Consider the following 19,722-nt stretch of genomic DNA (forward strand, 5'->3'; position numbering starts at 1 on the left):
ATTTTGTTTTCACCTGGTCACATTAAGCATGTAACACTACCTCCACGCCCCAGTAATAGGGTGACCAGCTTTCAATTTTTAATCTTTAGGATTCATTTTTTGTTTCGCATTAAAAACTTCAATGGCTGTATTAACTGCCTGCTGCATGGCAGTAGCATTGCCCCACCCCGTATAATATGCTAAGTGAAGCACTGCTTCGTGCAGTTGTTCTTCGGTCAATTCTTTGTTTGCCAGGGCTCCACTTATTTGTACCTGGAGCAGATCAGCCCGGCTAAGTGAAGCGGTTGCTCCAATCGTCAGCAATCGTCTGTCACGGATGGAAAGACCGGGACGGCTCCAAATGTTTGCGAACAGGTGATTGACTGTTTCATTAATAAAAGGGAGATTAGTAGATGAAGAAGTACTGAAACCCTGGCCATAGACACGAGCCATCATTTCTTTGCCACGTTCCTGTGTATCTCCAGGAAGTGAATTCGGTTCTTTTTCTATTCCCAATGTTTGGTCGGCATGCGTTAGGGCTACGTCAACAAGGGGAACATCAATCCCTAAAGTTCCGGCCAAATCCTGCGCTGCTTCTAAATCTTTCATCATTAGCGGTTCAATCACCTGGACGACTTTTTTGGGTAAGTTGCCGTTTGCATCACGTTTGCGAAACAGTTGCAGGAGTGTTGTTCCTCCGGGGTCGGCCGTTTCAATTACTTCCAGGAGTTTTTCTGGTTTGACACCCGCTGCTTCAGCCAACATTCCTGCTTCTGCCATTGTATACCAACTGCCAAAAGTGACGACGTTACGTGCAATTTTCGTGGCCATGCCAGCGCCTACCGGTCCGCAATGAACCACCTTTTTAGCCCAGTCCTCTAACACCGGTCGTGCCCGTTCAACCACATCATCGTCTCCACCGACGATAGCGACCATTCCGTTTTCAGCGGCTTTGTTTCCAGGTGTCACACCACAATCCAGGAAACTAACGTTGGCTATACTACAGAATTCTGCCAATTTATGCATCACCGATAATGCCACAGTAGAAAGCAGAACGATAATGAGATTACAATGGGCGCCTTCCAATAGTCCATCCGGACCACAGATTACGTCTAAAGCTTGTGCAGCATTTACCACAGCAACCATTACTACATCACTTGATTTTGCTACTTCAGCGGGTGACCTCAGTGGATGTGGAACACCAGGCATGCTATCTGCAGCATCAGGTCTGATATCATAAACAGCCGGGATGCGGCCACGGCGAACCAGGCTAATGGCAACACCGCCTCCGATCATACCCAAACCAACCACGCCAGCCCTTGGGGTGTTTCTCTCTCTCTTAAGAAGGTGAGCATTCATTTGATCGGTTTGGTCATCCATATTTATTATTCGGAGCTGGTTTGATGAAAAGGCCGGTGGCCCGGTGCTCTCAAATAGCTTGTTTTTATTCCCTACTTCCATTACCTCCTCAGTTTTGCGTCTGCGATCTTTAATTCATTAATGGGTGCCTGGGGCACCAGTGCTCTATTTACTTTTTCGACAATCATCTCTTTTGGAAGCGTGAAAGATTTCGACTGCTTGATATCCTGACTAGATGCGCCAATTTTCACAACGTAATTTCCGGCATCGGCAATCCAGGCCGATTGCGTTGTATTGAAAGAAGCAAGGTCTTTTGAAGATAGTGTAAACGTGATGGTTTGTGATGTACCCGGTTTGAGCAAAGCTGTTTTGGCGAATGCTTTTAATTCTTCTGACGGCTTATCAAGTTTTCCCTGCGGCGCACTTAGATAAAGCTGTACGACTTCTTTTCCCGGTACGTTGCCCGTGTTGGTAATTGTTACCATGGCTTTAATAGCGCGAGAAAAGCCTGGTGAACTTAACTTCAAATTGCTGTATGAAAAAGTGGTATAACTCAAGCCATATCCAAAAGGAAATGCAGGTTTTACGCCAAAGGAATTATAGTACCGGTAGCCGACATAGATACCTTCTTCGTACACCACCTCATCTGATTTGCCCCCGTAACCGGGAAAGTTTTTGGCCGAGGGATCATCTTCATATTTTACCGGGAAAGTAGTAGCCAATTTTCCGGAAGGATTAACAATGCCGCCTAAAAGGTCTGCCACTGCATTTCCTGCTTCTAGTCCAGGTTGCCACGCAAGCAGGATGGCATCTGCATTGTTACGCCAGGAGGCCGTTTCTATTGCACCACCAATATTTAAGACCACAATCAGCCTTTTACCCTTAACATGGAAGGCACTGGCGATATTTTCAATCACCACTTTTTCTGTATCAGATAAATTAAAATCAGCTGCTATTTTTCTGTCTGTTCCTTCACCTGCATTACGGCTGATAGTGAAAATGGCAAAATCTGCTTCGTCAGCGCTTTTTGCTATTAAGTCAGCATCTATTTTGTACTCGGGTGTTACATGTGGTGCGCCCACAGTAAGTCCGGGCTTTTTTGGATGAGCGGCTTTATCCTGTTGAATATAGGCGGTATAAACTTCCTTTAAGTTATCAAGGACTTTAAAGCCTGCTTTTAACAAACCCTGGTTAATGGAAACAGCGTAGGCAGTATTAACTTCACCACTACCCGTGCCACCCATAATTGTTTCGTAAGAACCGTTGCCGAATAATGCGAGACGTGCTGCCTTTTTCAATGGCAGCACGTCATGCTCGTTTTTAAGCAGCACCATACTCTCCGTGGCAGCGTTTCTTGAGATCGCTGCATGCGCCTTTAAATCAGGCTCGTTGGAATATTTGTAATGCTGAAAAGAAGGTGTCTTTAATAAATAGTTTAGGATCCTCTCAACATTCTTATTCAAATCAAGGATATCAAGCGTTCCATTTTTCACTGCATCAACAATAGCCTGTGTTTTGTTTTTGCCTCCAGGTTCAATTAAATCGTTTCCTGCTTTCATTTGCGCAATAGCGTCTCTTCCGCCATACCAATCGGTCATCACGATTCCTTTGAATCCCCACTCACTGCGAAGAATGTCCGTTAACAGGTCTTTGCTTTGGGAGGTGTAAGTGCCATTTATTTTATTATAAGAACTCATAACCGTCCATGGTTGTGCGTTCTTAACCGCTATTTCAAAACCTCTTAAATAAATTTCCCGAAGGGCTCTTTCACTAATAATGGCATTGATGACTCCTCTTTTTGTTTCCTGGTTGTTTGCTGCAAAGTGTTTGATAGAGGTGCCTACCCCATTCGACTGTATTCCTTGTACCATGGCACTCGCCATATAACCAGTCACAACCGGGTCTTCGGAATAATATTCAAAATTTCTTCCGTTAAGCGGATTGCGATGTATGTTCATACCGGGACCTAAAATCACGTCAATACCATATTCCCTGATTTCATTTCCGAAGGCTGCACCCACTTTTTTGATGAGGGTGGTATCCCAACTGGATGCCAACAATGTTCCCACGGGGAAAGCAGTAGCATAATAAGATTTAGAGCTGTCTCCTTTTTGAAAAGGATCTATCCGTACTCCAGCAGGACCATCGGCGAGAACCGAACCAGGTATATTGAACCGTTCGATACTAAAGGTGTTGCCGGCAGCACCTGGCACTCGGCCATCAGCATCCCCAATTACAGGGGCATTATTACCGGCCATGCGCAATCCTGTTCCTACCACTAGCGATGCTTTTTCTTCCGGTGTCATCGCATCTACAATGTCATGCACAGAATTTTTGCCTAATTGCGGCAGCTTATTCTGGGCATTGCTGCTGGCCGAAACAGCAACAAACAGGCAAAGGAACAGGTTGCGAAAATTTACAGGTTGCATGATGGCTTAATGTGACAGGAATGTTGAACTTTTTTTAAGCGGCTTTTTATTTTACAACCACCCGTACCCGGTCAAGGTTTTGAATACGTGTAAATAGTGTTTTGGTATCACCCTGGCGTTGTGACGCTACCCGCAGGGTTGGAAAATAGGTTCCAGGTTTGGAGAATGTGTAAGTTGTTTTCAACGTTACCCGGGATCCAGTTTTATCGGCAGGCGTTAAGGTTGCTTTAACTGGAAAAGAAGCGGATTTGTCAAAAATCCATCCATTACGTTTGCTCACATCATCTACTTCACCTTCTAAATGCCATGCCGCTGCAACCACCTTGCCCCTGTTTTTTGGTACTTCTACTTCAGCAGTGAAAGTGACAGGTTGGCCAACTTTCACATCGGCTCTTTTGCCGCCATTGGCTTTCAACATTACTACCGGTTGAATACCGCTGCGTTCGTTTGCTGTTGCCGGGATCGCCACTTGTCCATCAACGATTTTATAATTAGTAGTGGCTGCAGGTGCAATGCCTTTTTCTACCCATGCACTAATATCCAGCAGTGCTTGCTGCAATATGCCAAGGTAACCAACGGTACGAGTTGGGTCGTCTTCTATTGGAGTATCGCCATGCAGTGCATGATCTGTATACCAAAGGCGGAAATTGTTATCGGTGTTATCGCCCAGGATCTGCTTTACTTTCGTACGGTACCAATCAGCTTGCCAGGCGAATGCTTCGCGGTCCATAACCGATTCAAGTAAAATCATTTTTCCCTTGAATTTTCCGGACGCCGATACACCACCTGATGCTCCCTTCGTAAATGCTGTAGCTAACAAAAATGGACGCTGTGGATAGAGCGGCTTGCCATCTTTATCAAGAAATTGTTTGTATACCGGGTATTCTTCCACTGAAGGTGGCAACTGGTGCCGGTGATAGGTTTGTACGGCCAGAAAATTGGAATTGTCCACTTGCACCTCATCGCCTGGCTTTACCAATGCAAGCACGGCGGCGTCAACTGGGCCAAGAACCACTTTATCACCTGCGATCTTTGTAATCTGCAAGGTTTTACCAGCGGCAGCGCCGGTTTTGATAATTAAATCGCCACCAAGAAACTGGATCCCGGGCAATACATTTTCCAATTGATACGCCACTGGCATTCCTCCCTCTACCCCACCTATAGACTTCCAGGCTGCATCCGCTGTTCCTCTTTCCTGCGGCGACACGGGTTGCGCCAAACCCAATTTGACAGCTTCGTCAATAGCAATGCCTGCTTTTATCTTACTAGGCTGCTGGATACGGGCCTTTACAAGCGATGCAGGGGGATTAGCACCTAAATAACCAGGCACATTCCAAAAAGCACTATCAAAATATTTTCTGTCGGCTCTTACAACTCCTTGATACAACACTAAAAAGCCGTGGATACCCATTGTTTTGTAGCCGAACCAGGATTGTGGTGGAAAACCCATCATGGTTACTTCCCGGAGTGCTTCGTTCTCTTCCTGGTTGAGCCCTCTATACATATCTCCGCTGCCTCCTGGCTCTAATGCATCTATTATTTGGGGAAGCTTGTCATACAATATTCGCATAGCATGCATACGAATAGTGAATACATTGGGTATGGCCATGGATGAGCCCAAGACATAGGGAACTGCACCATCCCAAACTCCTTCCGTGTTTTCCATACCACCCACTGTTCTGAATGCACCACCACTTCCACCAAAACAGTAGCCATACGGACGTTTACCTCCAAAGATTTGGGTTGCTACAACTCTCGAAAATTGCGCAGCGGCAGCATTGACCCGAAAAGCACCAAAGGATGGGTCGCTGGTTGCAGGTTTTGCAAAGTCTATTCTACCTCCCTGGTTGGTTTCAATTAAATAGGCGCCATGCGTAACGGAGAACCCAATTTTATCCTCTTCACCGGTAGCGGCTTGTGATAGATTTTCATTATCAGGGAACGGCGTGATGTATTGAAAAAATCTTCCCTGGTATTTTTCTTTAGATGGGAAGTAAAAAGAGAAACGAGCGCCGTTTCCCTTAAAGCCACCATGCACATAACGGTGCCGAACTGGCTTATCCCGCCATTCATCTATATCGATAAACGGTTCTTTAAATACCGTGTCCATTGTTGCAAAACTTTTTGCAAGCTGATTGCTCAACTGGGGCAAATTGTTTTGCGCTTTTAGAAGGGAAGAACCAAGAATCCCCAGCAGGAGCAAGCCTTTCGTAACTTTTGAAATTGACATGTAGAAATGTTATTATTGATAAACTTATAATTTGATTTTATGCATCTATAGCGTATCTAGCTTTCGCTCTGCCTCAGCTCCATTTAGAATAGCTCAAATCTGAATTATTTTGTTGCTTTCACCCGTACAGCTTCCACATCAAACATCCCCATTGCGTTTCCAGTGGCGTGGTCTTCGTCTTTTTTTGTTAACTCCGTAATTACATCGTGTTCGTTGATGCTATAATACAAAGTGATGGTGTTAGCATTCAATTCTGCCTTTGTAATCGTAGACAGTTTTTTTCCAGTTGTGTCTTGCACAACCCCAATAATCCCTGTATCTTCTTTCTCGAGGACAAAAACCATCTTCCTATCACCACTTGGTGTTCCTATCACAAGTGTACTCCACTTGCCTGCAAAATATTCCACACCTGTTTTCGTTTGTGCGTCCGCATTTAGCGATAAGAATAAAGAAAAGATGCCTAGGAGAGAAAAGGGGAACTTTTTCATAAATGAAGCAATTTTAATTGGTATGTAGAAGGATTAGTTTTGTTGTGAAGGAGGTTGAGTTTTTCAAGAAACAGAATAAGGTGATTTTATAATGTCGCAATGCTTTCGTTTTAATTATTATTGACAATGAACAAAAGTCTTAATAAAGTAGCCCTTAGAGAAATACTTCTTTTGCCATTTCTGATACACTATTTACACCCCTCGAAGAATAAGCAACTACCGGCACCTACAATAAGTGTTTGTTCTGACGAATGAGGCAGGTTTTGAAAAGATGTGTTTTAAGACAATAAGGACAAGCGTTAATTTTTAAAAAATTACTCATTTTATCTCTCATGCTTTTTACTGGGTTTATTCCTGGGCTGTAGAGACAATGATAAAATAATTGAAGTCAAGGCGGAATCCAAAAAGTATAACGAAAGTGTTCCAGAGTCAACCGGAAAGTTAAAGCAATTAAATATAAATATTTTACTTGACCTTTCTGGTAGAATTGAACCAAATAAATCCTAAGCAGCCTGAACAAAAAGAAAGAGATGTTTCCGCAATTATGGTTTTATGCCACGCTTTTAAAAACACCGTCAATGCATTTAACATAGGGGCAAAATCTATAAAGGGGAATTTAGTTGAGTCAATGGTGCAGGGGGCTGTGGCACATGATGATAGGTAATTACTACTATGGGCAAATGTTCTACTCCCAAGGCTGCAATTGCTGGATATTCAAATTTAACAGTGGATTGTTTGATGAGTTATCCGACTACTTTGAAGCATATATGATAGGATGGTTTTGGGTGATTAGCGGTCCTGGCAGAAATAAATAAGATGCAAACCATACGTTAATGTGTTTTTAAGGCGTTTAAGATAGACTGAAAATCTTTATTTCGCTGAAAATTTGTCCATGTCTAACATCCTGATTGTTGAAGACTCAATTGATTTGACACATATGTATGTACAGTTGTTTGCTGCGTATCGTCATAATGTAACCGTAGTACGTACAGGGAAAAATTTAGAAGTAGTTATAGAAGAGTTTAAGCCTGATCTTATCCTGCTTGACATTTATTTAACCCGTGAAGACGGCAGGGACATATGCAAAGAATTAAAACAAACACACAGCGCTATTCCAATAATTATGGTATCTGCAAGTTTAAATCTTAAGGATAAGTTTATTGCTTGTGGTGCTGATGATTATGTTGCTAAGCCATTTGATATAAAAAATCTAATGGATAAAATATCTAACTGGACACAAGTAAAATAGTAGGCAATTTTCGCTTCTTCCACCTGGCAGAATGAAAACTGAAACATCCCTTCTCATCAATGGTTGAAATGAGTTAGTTAAATATAACGATAGCAGAACCATTTTTATAACCAGTAAAGTATGAATGGAATACTTTATTAGAACTATTGCATATAAAAAATAGAGGCCTTATCTTACCCATCCTGTTTTAATAGGAAAACAGATGACTTATTTTCAGGGCGGTGTTTCAACAGCAGCCCTTCTTTATCTTTAAAATAATAGATAGTCAATAAATACAAAGCATTCGTTTTCTTAGGGGTTCGGTTAAGTCAAGGGCACTGTCTACACAGGTAGCCCTTTTTTTATTATTGTTATCAATTCGCTAAGAAGGTATAACAACTTGTTTTTATTTTAAAAGGGTAATAATTTCATCCTGGTTTTAAAGGATATTGGACAAAAAACGGGGCAGCTGTTTTTACAGTAAGCCCCATTTTTATTACTGTGTAGGTTCAATAAACTCACTATAAATTAATATGTGGTATGGAAACTGTTTTAGTACTTTACTTTTAATTTTTTTACATTTACAGCAAGTAGTTACTCCAAAATTCTACATCAACTATGGTAAAGAATTATATCCTCATGGTTTTCATTATTATGGGCACTGTCAGTACCGGATGCAATTCCGGTAATGATAACAACAAATACCAAAACCTGAAATTTGAATCTGTAAGTGACAGCGTGTATCAACCGGATGAAAATTATAAACAGGGCCTGGCTACCTGGAAGCAGTATTATGAACATTGCATGAATCAACCCATATTTGCCGATGCATTTTATTTACAGCTGCAGGACAAAATCAATATTGGTAGTATTAACAACGAACATGCAACAGACATTACCAAAGGACTGAAAATTTTGGATACCGCCAACAATCAAAATCTTTTCCACTTGCTGGCGATTATGAATTCTGCCAATTGCAGTGATACCCTGCCGCTAAGCAATCATTTAAGAAAAGATTTTTATGCCGAGATAACAGAGTTATTAAGTATGTCGCCGGAATATAAAGGCCTGCCGGCAATTTTCGACAGTACAAAAATGAATATAAGAGTAGGTACGTTGTACTATGATGCACTGAGGCCTGATACCCTGATCAGCACACTTAACAGAACGACTGATTCATCATTGATCCGTTATAAAGAATTGTTGCTGCGGCCGGAAAATGTATTGCTCGCACAAACAGTAGATATGATCGGCTTCAGTGCAGCATTTCCTTTAAAAAGTAAACTTACCAATGAGCAGGAAACTGCACTAAAAAAGGGTGTTTCTTTCAGTCTGAATTCATCAAACGATAAAGTCAGTTTAGCCCTGCTTTCGAATAATACAATCCGCATGCAGGTAAATAAACGCTACACCGTACTCGGTAAATTTTTAAAGTTGAAAGTCAGTTAATGTTCAGGCAGGCTGGCATGCCTAGCCAATATTTTCATGGACTTTGGTATCGGGCCGGGTAAACACTTCTCTACTGTGCCGAACGCTTTTATATTCGTTGTCTCCATTGTTCAAAATTTGTTTAGGTGATCACTTTTCTTTTTTCGCAGAAAGCACAGGGGTCACTTCTGAAAGTTCTAATGACTTCACCATATCTTTTGTTGCCGCCTTATATTTTATAAAGTGAATGGTTTCCCTATGGTACCGCACCATCCCACACACCGTCGGTATTTTCTATGCCGCCAATGTTACGGTAGGCACCACCACTGCCGCCGAATGCATAGCCATACGGCCGCTGTTGCGTACCATATTGCTGCGCAGCAATAACCCGGGAGTATTGTGCACAGGCAGCATTGGCACGATAAGCCCCGATCGTTGCATCAATCCCGAACCAGGCATGCCTGCACCAAATTTTCCACCTCCATTCGTTTCAATAAAATAGGCGCCGTTGGTAACGCAAAAACCAATCTTATCACCTTCGCAGGTAGCGCCCTGCGATAAATTTTTATTGTCCGGCACCGGGGTAATGTACTGGAAGAAATGGCCCTGGTACTTTTCTTTAGGAGAAAAATAGAATGAGAAACGGGTATCTGTTCCCGTGAAACCTCCATGCACATAATGATGACGCACCGGCTTATCCCGCCACTCGTCTATATCCACATAAGGTGCTTTGAACATGGTATCCTGCGTTGCAGTGTTCTGGCCAAATATCCGGCCTATGCCTGTTATCAGTAACAACAAGCAAATCATCACATGCAGGTAGCTTTTCTTTCTTTTCATTGTCAGGTATTTTTAATTTATTGAATGCTATGCTATCAATATTTATACAACTTAAACTTCACGATATTGTAATTGCCGGTAGCCGATGGTTGAAATCTAAACATACCGGAGAACCCTTTATTAAATCCGAAGCCGTAATCTCCACCACCTGTGCCTTCATCACCATTCAACCGTCTTATCGTAATCCATTTGCCATTTACGAATGATCCTTCATCCATATATTCGATGTCTATTTTTGTTTTTTGTGTATCCGCTTTTATCGGAGTAAATGTTGCTGAGAAATCTTTTCCAACAACAATAAATTCATCCGCTCCGGTGGCAAAAACAATTCCACCTGCTGACATCACTCTTTTGTCTGATGATGAAAGACCTGCTACCGCACCTCCTGCCGGAGCAAACAGCGGTTGAGATAGATTTACTTTTACACTGTACCCATTTAGTTCAAAGCTTTGAGACTTATCCGTTGTATCTACATAGATGCCAGCCATTGTGCCTTTTCCCTGGTGTTGTAATATCAGCTGCTGTACCTGTGATAAAGCTGCATAGCTTTTGGTGATAGGATCTTCTTCCGGTGAAGATTCATCTATACCAAAGGGAGAAAAGCTGATCGCATCCTGCTGGCCATATGCCCAAAAAGCCAGGCTGGCTGATGCAGCACCAGGCTTGAATTCAGGAATAAATACGGGGTTGCCGGGGCGATGATATTGCTCAATAGTATAACGGGCTTCGGGTATGGATACATAAATATCCGGTGCAATAAAATCAATTGCCGGTGCAGCTTGTCGCCATACATCCAGCGTATGAGGTACAGGTCCACCACTAGGATATCTTGAGGGCCAGCTAAAACCATGTTGCTTTATCCAGGCATTTACATACATCGGTATGGGGTAGGCTTCTTTACCAGCGGCGGCTACCTGCCCGATGTATCTGGCATAATGATACACGGTAAACAATTCTTCGGGCAAATAAGAAAGTGCTGTTGCATCTTCTTTATTCAACACCGATTTCCCAAACACTTCCTCCCAGCTGCCAGAAGTTTTATTGCCATTTGCTTTCCATACGCTGTCCAGCTCCGGTTGCAGTTTTCCTTTATTGGCGACCAAATAATTCACCAGGTCAGCAGGAACGCCCTGGTCATATGCCATGATGGCTGCTTCATTGTAATCCCTTGGTTCATAAAATAAACCAACTTCATTTTCTATCTGTGCGGTGATCACCGTTTGATATTTTTCATCTACCTGGCGGATATGTTGCATCACTGCTTTGAAAGCCTTTGCGTCGGCTTTCATGGAAGCCTCACCCAGGGCAGACAGTACAACAAATGGCTCTCCTTTTTTATTCTTCACCCTGGGGAATCTTTCCGTATTATTTTTCACCCATCCCGGAACATACATGGAATATCCGTTCTTCCACGAACCAAACCATAAGATGACCAGGTGCAGGTCATGCTTTCTTGCTCCATTGATCATGCTATCAACCAACGCAAAATCAAACCTGCCTTCCTGCGGCTCCACAAGTTCCCAATACACAGCAGCTATAACGGTATTGAGGTTTTTCTTTTTCATCTGCTCCCATATTGGCCGCATATAAGCAGCGCCGGAAGTGCTGGAATTGTGTAACTCTCCGCCTAATATTAAAAAGGGTTTGCCTTGCACGATTAATTGCGTGGTGCTTCCCTTTTTTTCAAGATGAGGTATGGCAGTTTTTTGTGCAGATAGCGTGGTTGCCGCTATTGAGAAAATAATAATCAATGAAAGTTTTTTCATGCTGGCAATTTTATTTTTTGCATCGTTGTTGTGAAGGTAGTGGATATCCAATGCTACTTTACATCCATTTGTTTCCACTCTCCCGTCTTCACATTGATTGTCCATGGCTTCGGTTCCGGTAGCCATAGTTTGCCCGCTCCAATTTGTACCGGCATCCAGATGTAACGTGAATCCCACAAGGCAGTAGGTTTCCACCGGTCGCCCATAAAAATCACCGTGGTATCTTTTGTACCTGCAACTTTTATAAACATGGTAGATTGTGAGCTATAAGTTTTTGTATCTGTTGGAGCGATATCAACAAACTCACTCCATGGACCAGCCAATGAAACAGCCGTGGCAACCTTGTTTGCGTTGGGCGACCAGCCGGTTAATGTTGACCCTACCGCATAATACAATCCTTTATAATGAACAACTGCACCGCCTTCCAATGGCGATTGTATAAAGGCGGTTTCCTTTTCAACACTTAAATAATCATCCGATAATTGAGCGATGTAAAATCCTTTTACAGGACGGCATTCAAAGATTAAATAGGCACTGCCATCATCATCAATAAACTGCCCGATATCACGACTCTCTTTTCCCAATGGCCGGAAGGTTTTTATCAATTTAAACGGACCTGTAGCCTTGTCACTTACTGCAACACCTACGCTTGCATAATCATAGGCCCATGCAGATTTGGATACCCCTTTCACTGCACCATCAAGGTGCATGTACATTACATATTGCTTTGTTTTGGTATTGTAAAAAACTTTGGGTCTTTCCAACACCCATTTGTTATTTTCCAACACGGTGTCTGGTTTGGTCAATGCTATTACATCTCCCCTGAATTTCCAGTTCATCAAATCTTCAGATGAATAACAACTCACATAACGATGGTTGGTGTCTAATCCCGGCCTGCGTTCTTCCCCGTACCAATAGTATGTTTTATCCAACCTGATGATACCGCCACCATGTGCCTGGATATGATTGCCCTCTTCATCAGGCCACACTTCGCGGGGAAGGATAGCAGTTTGTTTTTGCGCAAATGCCAATGACACCAATAAGGTGAAGGATGCAGTAAGAAAGTGTTTTTTCATACAATTGTTTATTGAAAAATACAATTTCCAAATCTATTATTTCATTATAATTTTTATCGAAGCTTCTGCTAAACCCATTGCAGTTGCTTTAAGGATTATATTACCAGCAACACCTTTCGGTCTGATAATAACCAATCCTCTTCCCTGGTAAACTTTTTTATGGTTTTGCTGAAAGCTGGATGCATCATCAAAACTTCCGTTGCCAACGCCTGCAATGGTGGCATTTCCTGCAAGATGGTAAGTAATTACTATGTCATCAATATTGGGTACAACGTTTCCTTTTTCGTCAACAATGGCTGCATTGATGTAAGCAAGGTCATTGATATCAGCTTTGATTGTATTTCTATCTGTAGTCAACCGCACAGCAAACGGTTTACCTGCAGTTGATAAAGCACTTGATCCTGTTTCTTTATCACCATCAAAACTTTTTGCTACCAGTTTCCCGGGTTGATATTCAATTTCAAAAGTTGCAGTAATGCTGGTATCCGGCACTGATTGTTCTGCAATGATCTTTCCGTTTAATTCCAGTTTTACGAGCTTGCTTCTTGTGTATACATGCACCAATATTTTCCTGCCCTCCTGTCCCGGCCATGTCCATGATTTTAATTCATCAGGAAATCCCCAGGGCGCTATTACTTCCTGCATATCGTCAGTGATGGGACGACGCACCAACATTTCAACCGTGCTTTTTTTCCACACAACATCCTGGTAGTATGCGGCCTGCTTTTTATTGCCAATCAAATCCAGGTCGCCACAGTAAGCATTGAATACTGACCACTTTGGCATGTAGAAAAGCCCCATGCGGATTAGCCCGGTTGGCAACTTCCTGGATGCAGGAACCTGAACCGGTCTGCCGATACCCGCTTCACCAATATAATCCATCGCTGTCCATTTAAAGCTTCCTAACATGTAAGGATTTTTTATCGGGTACTCATAATTTTCCAGCGCACTTTGTGGAGTGTATTCTGTAACAATAAAAGGTTTTTTGGGATGCTTTGCATGCTCTGTTTCAAAGCGGTGAGCCGTAGCGCTGTCACGAACAAAAAATTTAGAGGTGCTTTCTAAAAAGTAATTGTATCCATCCACATCAAGATTCAACAGGTAAGGCGCATAGTCTTCGAATGGCTTCTTTGTATAACCCGGCAAATAAGCAATGCCCGCTGTCACCGCCCTTGTATCATCGAGTTTGCGCACTTCGTCTGCCAGCATTTTGGCGATGCGATAACCCGCAGTATCCGGCGCTTCAAAAATTTCATTGCCGATGCTCCACATGATAACGGACGGATGATTTCGATCTCTCATTATCATTGCATCTAAATCTTTTTGCCACCATTCTTTAAAATACAAATGATAATCCTGCGGATTTTTAGCAAGCTCCCACATATCAAATGCTTCATCCAGCGCCAGCATACCCAAGCGGTCACACGCATCGAGTAATTGATGCGATGGCGGGTTGTGACTAAGGCGAATAGCATTATAACCAACTTTCTTTAAGAGTTCAATCTTACGTTCTTCTGCACGGTCTATGGCAGCAGCACCCAATGGGCCATTGTCGTGATGAATACAGCCGCCTTTCAATATCACCCTTTTGCCATTTAGCAGAAATCCTTTGTCAGCATCAAAGCGAATACTTCTGATACCAATACTTGTTTCTACACGGTCTATGATTCTATTTCCAGATTTTATTTCTGTAACAACTTTATATAATCCAGGTGCTTCAAGTGACCATAGAACGGGATTGGAAATTGTGATGTTTTGTGAATCTGTTGTTGATGCATTTGCTTCAGGCAGCAAAGTCTTTTGTGTTTGTGCTACTGCTTTACCAGCCGGAGAAAGAATGGTTGTTACAAGTATAAAATTGCCTGCAGAGTTTTGTTCGTTATTGATAGTTGATTTTATTTGTATGGCAGCACTAGTTTTTGATACAACAGGTGTAGTAATGTACACGCCCCAAACAGCCACATGCACTGCTGCTGTAACGGTTAACCATACATGACTGTAAATGCCGGAGCCACTGTACCAGCGTGAATTTTTTCCCTCATTTTGCACCTTCACTGCTACAACATTTTCCTGGCCAGCAGGATTCAGGTAAGGCGTCAGATCGTAAGAAAAAGGCGTATAACCATAAGGATGATTGCCCAGCAAATGACCATTCAACCAAACTTCCGAATTCATGTACACGCCATCGAAATGTATAGTAACAAGTTTTTTCTCATCTGCTTTGGCAGTTATAAATTTCTTCCTGTACCATCCAGTGCCACCTACTGTAAATCCTGTAGCGGATGATCCAATACTGCTTTTGCTGAATGGACCAACAACGTTATCAGGTGTTTGATTGGGCAGGTCTTCTATGCTCCAGTCGTGCGGAAGATTTACGGTTCTCCATTTTGAATCATCATAATTCATCTCCTGCACCCCATTGATGCTGTCTTTTATAAAATGCCAACCGGCATCAAATGGCCTGTTACGGGTTCCTGTATTAATTTGTGCATGTGCAATGACAACACAGATCAGGAAATAAACACTAAAAATTATTTTTTTCATCATTAAGTTAATGATCACACTATTGAATGTTGGTTGTCGCAGAGATGGTATTGCTGTTACTGTTTTTAATAATGCTAATCAGGGAATAGTTTAAGAGTGACGGTGGCAAGATTGCCACCCATTCAGTTATTTAGCATTTTTTATCCGGTCACCTTCTGCATCAAACATACCCATCAAACTTCCGGTTACATGGTCTTCATCTTTTTTGTCCATCACCAGATTCACGTCATACCCCTGGGTAGTAAAATAAACAGTTAGTTGATTCTCTTTCAATTCCGCACTGGAAATTTTAGCTGTTTCCGCTCCCGTAGAATCTTTAACAACACCGGTCATTGTTGCATCTTTCTTTTCAAGCACAAATGTCATTTTAGCATCACCGCCCGGTGTGCCTTTAATCAGCACACTCCACGTACCGGTAAAATAATCCGCTCCTGTTTTTGCCTGGGCGTTTGCACCCATTGATAATAAAGAGAAAAAAGCTGCTGCGATAAATCACTGATTTTTTTCATTGTAATTTTTTTGTTGTTTGATTAAAAATTTGATTGAATTCAAATGTGATTTACGGACTGATTTGCAATAGAAATAATCAATCCGTAATTTTTACGGAATAAAAGTATACTGAAAGTTTTACACAACCAAATTTTATTCCGTATTTTTTACAGAATGATATTTTTTGTAGCTTTGGGTGCTTAAAAATCAGGTATGAAAAATTTAAAAAGACAGGAAGCCATTTTTAATTCGGATGAATGGCTGCACAATGTGGCGGTGGACAATGTAATTTTTGGCTACAGTGGCAGGGAGTTGAAGGTGCTGTTGCAACAGCCATTTGTTTTAGATAAATGGACGATTACCGGTGGCTACATAAAAAAAACAGAAACCATACAGGAAGCGGCAAAAAGAGTGGCGTTTGAAAGGACAGGATTGAAAAAATTATTTTTTGAGCAATTCCGGTCTTTTGGTACGCCGGCAAGAAATACGGATGCAGGGTTTAATGCTAAGCATTTAAGCGAACTGACTGGAATTAAGGTGCCGGCAGATTTATGGATATTTGACTATTTTGTATCGGTCGGGTTTTACACCCTGACAGAGTTCTCAAAGGTAGAAGTAAAAAAAGGTGAAATAGAAACTGACTGCAGGTGGTGGCCGGTGAACGATTTGCCCAAGATGATGTTTGATCACAAAATGATTGTTGCTGAAGCACTGAAAGCGTTGCGCCTGCACATCGCTCATTACCCGATTGGATATGAATTGCTTCCTGAAAAATTCACCTTGCCGGAAATACATAATCTTTACGAAACCATTCTTGGCAGATCGCTGGATGACAGAAATTTTTCTAAAAGGTTGATTGCAGCTGGCATTCTTGTTAAATTGGATGAGAAAAGACAGATCGGAGCTCACCGTGCCCCATTTCTCTATCAATTCAATAAAGAAAAATATGATGAAGGTTTGAAAAGTGGTGTTGTATTGGCATTTTGAATTTCTTTTTATTTGAATAAAGTATTCCAGATATGGCTGACAATGCCGATTTATCGATGATAGGCTGTACTAATATTGAATAAAAAAAGGACCAAACCAATTTCAAATTCTATGAGCAATCGCTTCTTTAAAAGATATTAGATAGGTATGAGGCGGATAGCAGCTGTTAGATATCATCTAACAGCCGAAAGCACACCATCACCCAGGTTTTAAAAAATCATTTAAAGCATGCCTGCTGGCTTGATTTAAACTTACCGATAAGTATGGACAATCGAGAATAAAAACATAAAGCAACTCAATAATCTGTATAATCTGTTCGAAATATGTCCTAAAAATATAAGTATATGATAATCAAAACCTTATTTTGGGGACGACAAGACGAACCCAAATACTTTAAGCTATTTTACATCAATAAATTATACACTCACAATATCGGTGGTCAAAGTTTAGTCCACGATCATTTTTTAAAGAACTTTTAAGTGCTACAAATTACAAAGGATATTAAATATAGACGGGAAGGATAGATTCTTTTATCTAAAAAAATTACACCAACGGCTAAAGCGATTAACATCCGACTGGAAGATTATTGAAGAAAGTAGCATCATCACCTGTCTACCAGCAGTCAACGAATATCGTTGTAATTTTTTTATAGAATAGAATTTCATTTTTGTAACCAGATCGAATCCCTTTGTAATTTTTACTTATTGTTGATATTCAATTTAATAACTGCGCCACCACCTGAGGGCAGATTAAACTCCAGTTTATCTGATGCAGTAACAAACTTATTTTCTATAATTAAAAAATTAGGGTTATTAACTGCATTGGGTCCATCTTTATATATGGTGGCGTTATATTTCCCAGCAGCAAGAAAGTTCAATGGGATAGTAATTGTTCTTGAAGTGCTGTTTGTAATTGTGCCAATATACCAGTCAGTCCCCTTTCTTCTTGCAATGGCAACCCACTGTCCTGTTGCAGCGCCTGGTACAACGGTACTGTCCCACACGGTGGGCACATCACGGATAAAGTCAAACCCATCCGCACCTTCATAGGCTTCCGGATAGTCGCAAACCATCGATAGGTGATTTTCTAAAATTACGTACATGGCCAGCATGTGGCAGCGGGTACCTAGTACATGCGGTCTGGTTACTTGTGTTTTAAAATTTGTTGACGGCATGGCCCTGAAACCACCAAGATGATAATCTGTTGGCCCGGCAAGCAAACGGGTAAATGGTATCTCAATATCATCATCAGGAGTTATCAGATTGCCCCATTTATCATTCTCATAATTCAGTGTTCCTTCCCGGGTAGATTCGTTTGGATAAGTGCGGCTGAGGCCGGTGGGTTTAAACGCACCATGAAACTGTATCTCCAAATGATGAGCAGCGGCTTTCTGAAGTATTTCCTCCTGTATGTTCACCATTTCCTGATCATCCCTGTCCAGAAAATCTACCATCATTCCTGTAATACCCCACTTTTGAAACAGGGCAAAGGCAGTATCCAGCTTAGGATACAAAGCCTGCCAGTGCACCCAGAAGCGGATGCCTACTCCTTTTGTTTTGGCATAATCACAGAGAGCCTGTATGTCCAGGCCCGGCCTGGGTTTTGTGACATCTGTATTGGGGCCTGGCTGATATTCTATCCCATCATTCTGATACCAGGCAACCCCTCTGTTACCAATAATGGTATGAAATTCAATATGGTTCCTTGCACAAAAATCAATGTAATATTTATTAAAATTAAAATTTACGCCGGCTTCAAAACTGGTGTCGGGCAGTACATCACCATTCCACCAATGAAAACTTGCTTTGCCGGGATGCAGCCAGCCAAGGTCTTGTATTTTACATGGCTCACTAAGATTAGTAAGAATATTAGATTCAATCAACGCTCCCACCCGGTCACTAATCATCATTACACGCCAGGGCGTATGGTGTGGAAGTATCGCTTTTACTTTAATAACTTTTTGCCCGGGCAAAGGACTCAACTGAGAAAACAATATACCGTTGCGCTTTATCAGTGACATGCCTGCATAATCCACCAGGTTGGCTTCTGTAATACCCATAAATATATTGCCCGGAAATTCAAAGAGTGCCGGCATATCCATAAGTGTATCGTTTGCAATGGCATTCAGCGGCATCAAATTGTAACGATGCTCATGACTGGTAGTAAAATTTTCCAGGAAAGCTACCCTCGATGTTGGATTTCCTGACAGCCTGAAACTTGTATGCTCGTCTGTAAGCATATAATTGTTCCAGTTTTTTTGTTGCGGAAACTCATACCTGAAGCCCACACCATCATTGAATACCCTCACCCTCAAATTCACAGTCCGCATTTTACCGGCACGTTCCAGCATGGGAATCAAAGCTTCTGAATAATGATCGTAAACTTTACTTGTTTTACCTTCCGGTAAAACATAATCGTCCGTGCCGCCTGTAATGAGCACATGCCCTGTTTTAATATTGTAACCAAAAAAATCGTTATCAATAAAAGTAAGGCCGATGCTACTATGGTTTATTAAAATTGTTTTTTGATATTGGATAGCGTATTCCGGTCGCCCCGATACAGCGGAAAAGGTAAACTGTATTTTGTTATCAGGCGATTCAATGCTCACCTTCTTTTGAGCAAACAGCGTATTAACACAACCAAGTAAAACAGGAAGGAGCAAGTATTTTTTCATTTGATTACTGATGCAGATGTACAGCAATATTAAATCAAATTCTGAAGCCGCTATATGTTTCTATGAAATCAACAGTTAGATAGTTAATACCATCTACTGACAGCTTAGCTGTTATCCTGCAACCTTGATTCAATCCGTACAGTTTCAGTTTACTTGCATTTCAGGTGTGATTGATTTTTACGGAATTGACTCCAAATTAAAAATC

14 protein-coding genes are annotated in these 19,722 nt (G+C 41.7%); 4 read left to right on the forward strand and 10 right to left on the reverse strand.

The window, feature by feature from the left end:
• Positions 1-78: 78 nt before the first annotated feature.
• The 4 genes from JWR61_RS21980 to JWR61_RS21995 all read right to left on the reverse strand — a co-directional run bounded on the left by JWR61_RS21980 (position 79) and on the right by JWR61_RS21995 (position 6,485).
• The gene (locus tag JWR61_RS21980; protein ID WP_301929852.1) at positions 79-1,440 is read right to left on the reverse strand and encodes an NAD(P)-binding domain-containing protein; all 1,362 of its coding nucleotides are present in this window, start codon (positions 1,438-1,440) and stop codon (positions 79-81) included.
• On the reverse strand, positions 1,440-3,767 hold the full coding sequence (locus JWR61_RS21985) for a glycoside hydrolase family 3 C-terminal domain-containing protein (protein ID WP_301929853.1): 2,328 nt from the start codon (positions 3,765-3,767) through the stop codon (positions 1,440-1,442). The genes JWR61_RS21980 and JWR61_RS21985 overlap by 1 nt, the downstream gene beginning before the upstream one ends.
• A gap of 46 nt (positions 3,768-3,813) precedes the next feature.
• The gene (locus tag JWR61_RS21990; RefSeq protein WP_301929854.1) at positions 3,814-5,997 is read right to left on the reverse strand and encodes a hypothetical protein; all 2,184 of its coding nucleotides are present in this window, start codon (positions 5,995-5,997) and stop codon (positions 3,814-3,816) included.
• 104 nt (positions 5,998-6,101) lie between these two features.
• Complete coding sequence (locus tag JWR61_RS21995; protein WP_301929855.1) at positions 6,102-6,485, reverse strand: hypothetical protein; 384 nt, start codon at positions 6,483-6,485, stop codon at positions 6,102-6,104.
• Positions 6,486-6,954: 469 nt separating this feature from the next.
• On the opposite strand from JWR61_RS21995, the gene JWR61_RS22000 reads away from it, so the two are divergent.
• From JWR61_RS22000 to JWR61_RS22010, 3 genes are all read left to right on the forward strand, one after another.
• Positions 6,955-7,149, forward strand: coding sequence for a hypothetical protein (locus JWR61_RS22000; protein WP_301929856.1), 195 nt, complete (start codon positions 6,955-6,957; stop codon positions 7,147-7,149).
• 228 nt (positions 7,150-7,377) lie between these two features.
• A complete protein-coding gene (locus JWR61_RS22005; protein ID WP_301929857.1) occupies positions 7,378-7,734 on the forward strand; it encodes a response regulator transcription factor in 357 nt (118 codons plus the stop codon).
• A 618-nt stretch (positions 7,735-8,352) separates the two neighbouring features.
• The gene (locus JWR61_RS22010) at positions 8,353-9,162 is read left to right on the forward strand and encodes a hypothetical protein (protein ID WP_301929858.1); all 810 of its coding nucleotides are present in this window, start codon (positions 8,353-8,355) and stop codon (positions 9,160-9,162) included.
• 273 nt (positions 9,163-9,435) lie between these two features.
• Here the strand turns inward: JWR61_RS22010 and JWR61_RS22015 are convergent, their stop codons facing one another.
• The 5 genes from JWR61_RS22015 to JWR61_RS22035 all read right to left on the reverse strand — a co-directional run bounded on the left by JWR61_RS22015 (position 9,436) and on the right by JWR61_RS22035 (position 15,826).
• Positions 9,436-9,981: a hypothetical protein gene (locus JWR61_RS22015; RefSeq protein WP_301929859.1), complete on the reverse strand. Its 546-nt coding sequence runs from the start codon at positions 9,979-9,981 to the stop codon at positions 9,436-9,438.
• A 35-nt stretch (positions 9,982-10,016) separates the two neighbouring features.
• Positions 10,017-11,873, reverse strand: a complete 1,857-nt coding sequence (locus JWR61_RS22020; RefSeq protein WP_301929860.1) for a DUF5597 domain-containing protein — start codon at positions 11,871-11,873, stop codon at positions 10,017-10,019.
• Complete coding sequence (locus JWR61_RS22025) at positions 11,801-12,823, reverse strand: family 43 glycosylhydrolase (RefSeq protein WP_301929861.1); 1,023 nt, start codon at positions 12,821-12,823, stop codon at positions 11,801-11,803. The genes JWR61_RS22020 and JWR61_RS22025 overlap by 73 nt, the downstream gene beginning before the upstream one ends.
• A gap of 36 nt (positions 12,824-12,859) precedes the next feature.
• A complete protein-coding gene (locus JWR61_RS22030; protein ID WP_301929862.1) occupies positions 12,860-15,370 on the reverse strand; it encodes a glycoside hydrolase family 2 TIM barrel-domain containing protein in 2,511 nt (836 codons plus the stop codon).
• 123 nt (positions 15,371-15,493) lie between these two features.
• A complete protein-coding gene (locus JWR61_RS22035; RefSeq protein WP_301929863.1) occupies positions 15,494-15,826 on the reverse strand; it encodes a hypothetical protein in 333 nt (110 codons plus the stop codon).
• A 243-nt stretch (positions 15,827-16,069) separates the two neighbouring features.
• Here JWR61_RS22035 and JWR61_RS22040 point away from each other — a divergent pair, with 243 nt between their 5' ends.
• Positions 16,070-16,843 carry an NUDIX domain-containing protein gene (locus JWR61_RS22040; RefSeq protein ID WP_301929864.1) on the forward strand — a complete coding sequence of 258 codons (774 nt, stop codon included), beginning with the start codon at positions 16,070-16,072 and terminating at the stop codon, positions 16,841-16,843.
• 697 nt (positions 16,844-17,540) lie between these two features.
• Here the strand turns inward: JWR61_RS22040 and JWR61_RS22045 are convergent.
• Positions 17,541-19,517: a glycoside hydrolase family 97 protein gene (locus tag JWR61_RS22045; RefSeq protein ID WP_301929865.1), complete on the reverse strand. Its 1,977-nt coding sequence runs from the start codon at positions 19,515-19,517 to the stop codon at positions 17,541-17,543.
• Positions 19,518-19,722: the final 205 nt, after the last annotated feature.

Origin of the sequence: Ferruginibacter sp. (assembly GCF_028288465.1) — a bacterium.
Taxonomy (GTDB): Bacteria; Bacteroidota; Bacteroidia; order Chitinophagales; family Chitinophagaceae; genus Ferruginibacter.

What these genes read in the sequence shown, in the direction of transcription:
- JWR61_RS21980 (WP_301929852.1), bottom strand. Translation starts at nt 1,440, where the DNA reads ATGGAAGTAGGGAATAAAAACAAGCTATTTGAGAGCACCGGGCCACCG.
- JWR61_RS21985 (WP_301929853.1), bottom strand. Translation starts at nt 3,767, where the DNA reads ATGCAACCTGTAAATTTTCGCAACCTGTTCCTTTGCCTGTTTGTTGCT.
- JWR61_RS21990 (WP_301929854.1), bottom strand. Translation starts at nt 5,997, where the DNA reads ATGTCAATTTCAAAAGTTACGAAAGGCTTGCTCCTGCTGGGGATTCTT.
- JWR61_RS21995 (WP_301929855.1), bottom strand. Translation starts at nt 6,485, where the DNA reads ATGAAAAAGTTCCCCTTTTCTCTCCTAGGCATCTTTTCTTTATTCTTA.
- JWR61_RS22005 (WP_301929857.1), top strand. Translation starts at nt 7,378, where the DNA reads ATGTCTAACATCCTGATTGTTGAAGACTCAATTGATTTGACACATATG.
- JWR61_RS22010 (WP_301929858.1), top strand. Translation starts at nt 8,353, where the DNA reads ATGGTTTTCATTATTATGGGCACTGTCAGTACCGGATGCAATTCCGGT.
- JWR61_RS22015 (WP_301929859.1), bottom strand. Translation starts at nt 9,981, where the DNA reads ATGAAAAGAAAGAAAAGCTACCTGCATGTGATGATTTGCTTGTTGTTA.
- JWR61_RS22020 (WP_301929860.1), bottom strand. Translation starts at nt 11,873, where the DNA reads ATGGCTACCGGAACCGAAGCCATGGACAATCAATGTGAAGACGGGAGA.
- JWR61_RS22025 (WP_301929861.1), bottom strand. Translation starts at nt 12,823, where the DNA reads ATGAAAAAACACTTTCTTACTGCATCCTTCACCTTATTGGTGTCATTG.
- JWR61_RS22030 (WP_301929862.1), bottom strand. Translation starts at nt 15,370, where the DNA reads ATGATGAAAAAAATAATTTTTAGTGTTTATTTCCTGATCTGTGTTGTC.
- JWR61_RS22035 (WP_301929863.1), bottom strand. Translation starts at nt 15,826, where the DNA reads ATGGGTGCAAACGCCCAGGCAAAAACAGGAGCGGATTATTTTACCGGT.
- JWR61_RS22040 (WP_301929864.1), top strand. Translation starts at nt 16,070, where the DNA reads ATGAAAAATTTAAAAAGACAGGAAGCCATTTTTAATTCGGATGAATGG.
- JWR61_RS22045 (WP_301929865.1), bottom strand. Translation starts at nt 19,517, where the DNA reads ATGAAAAAATACTTGCTCCTTCCTGTTTTACTTGGTTGTGTTAATACG.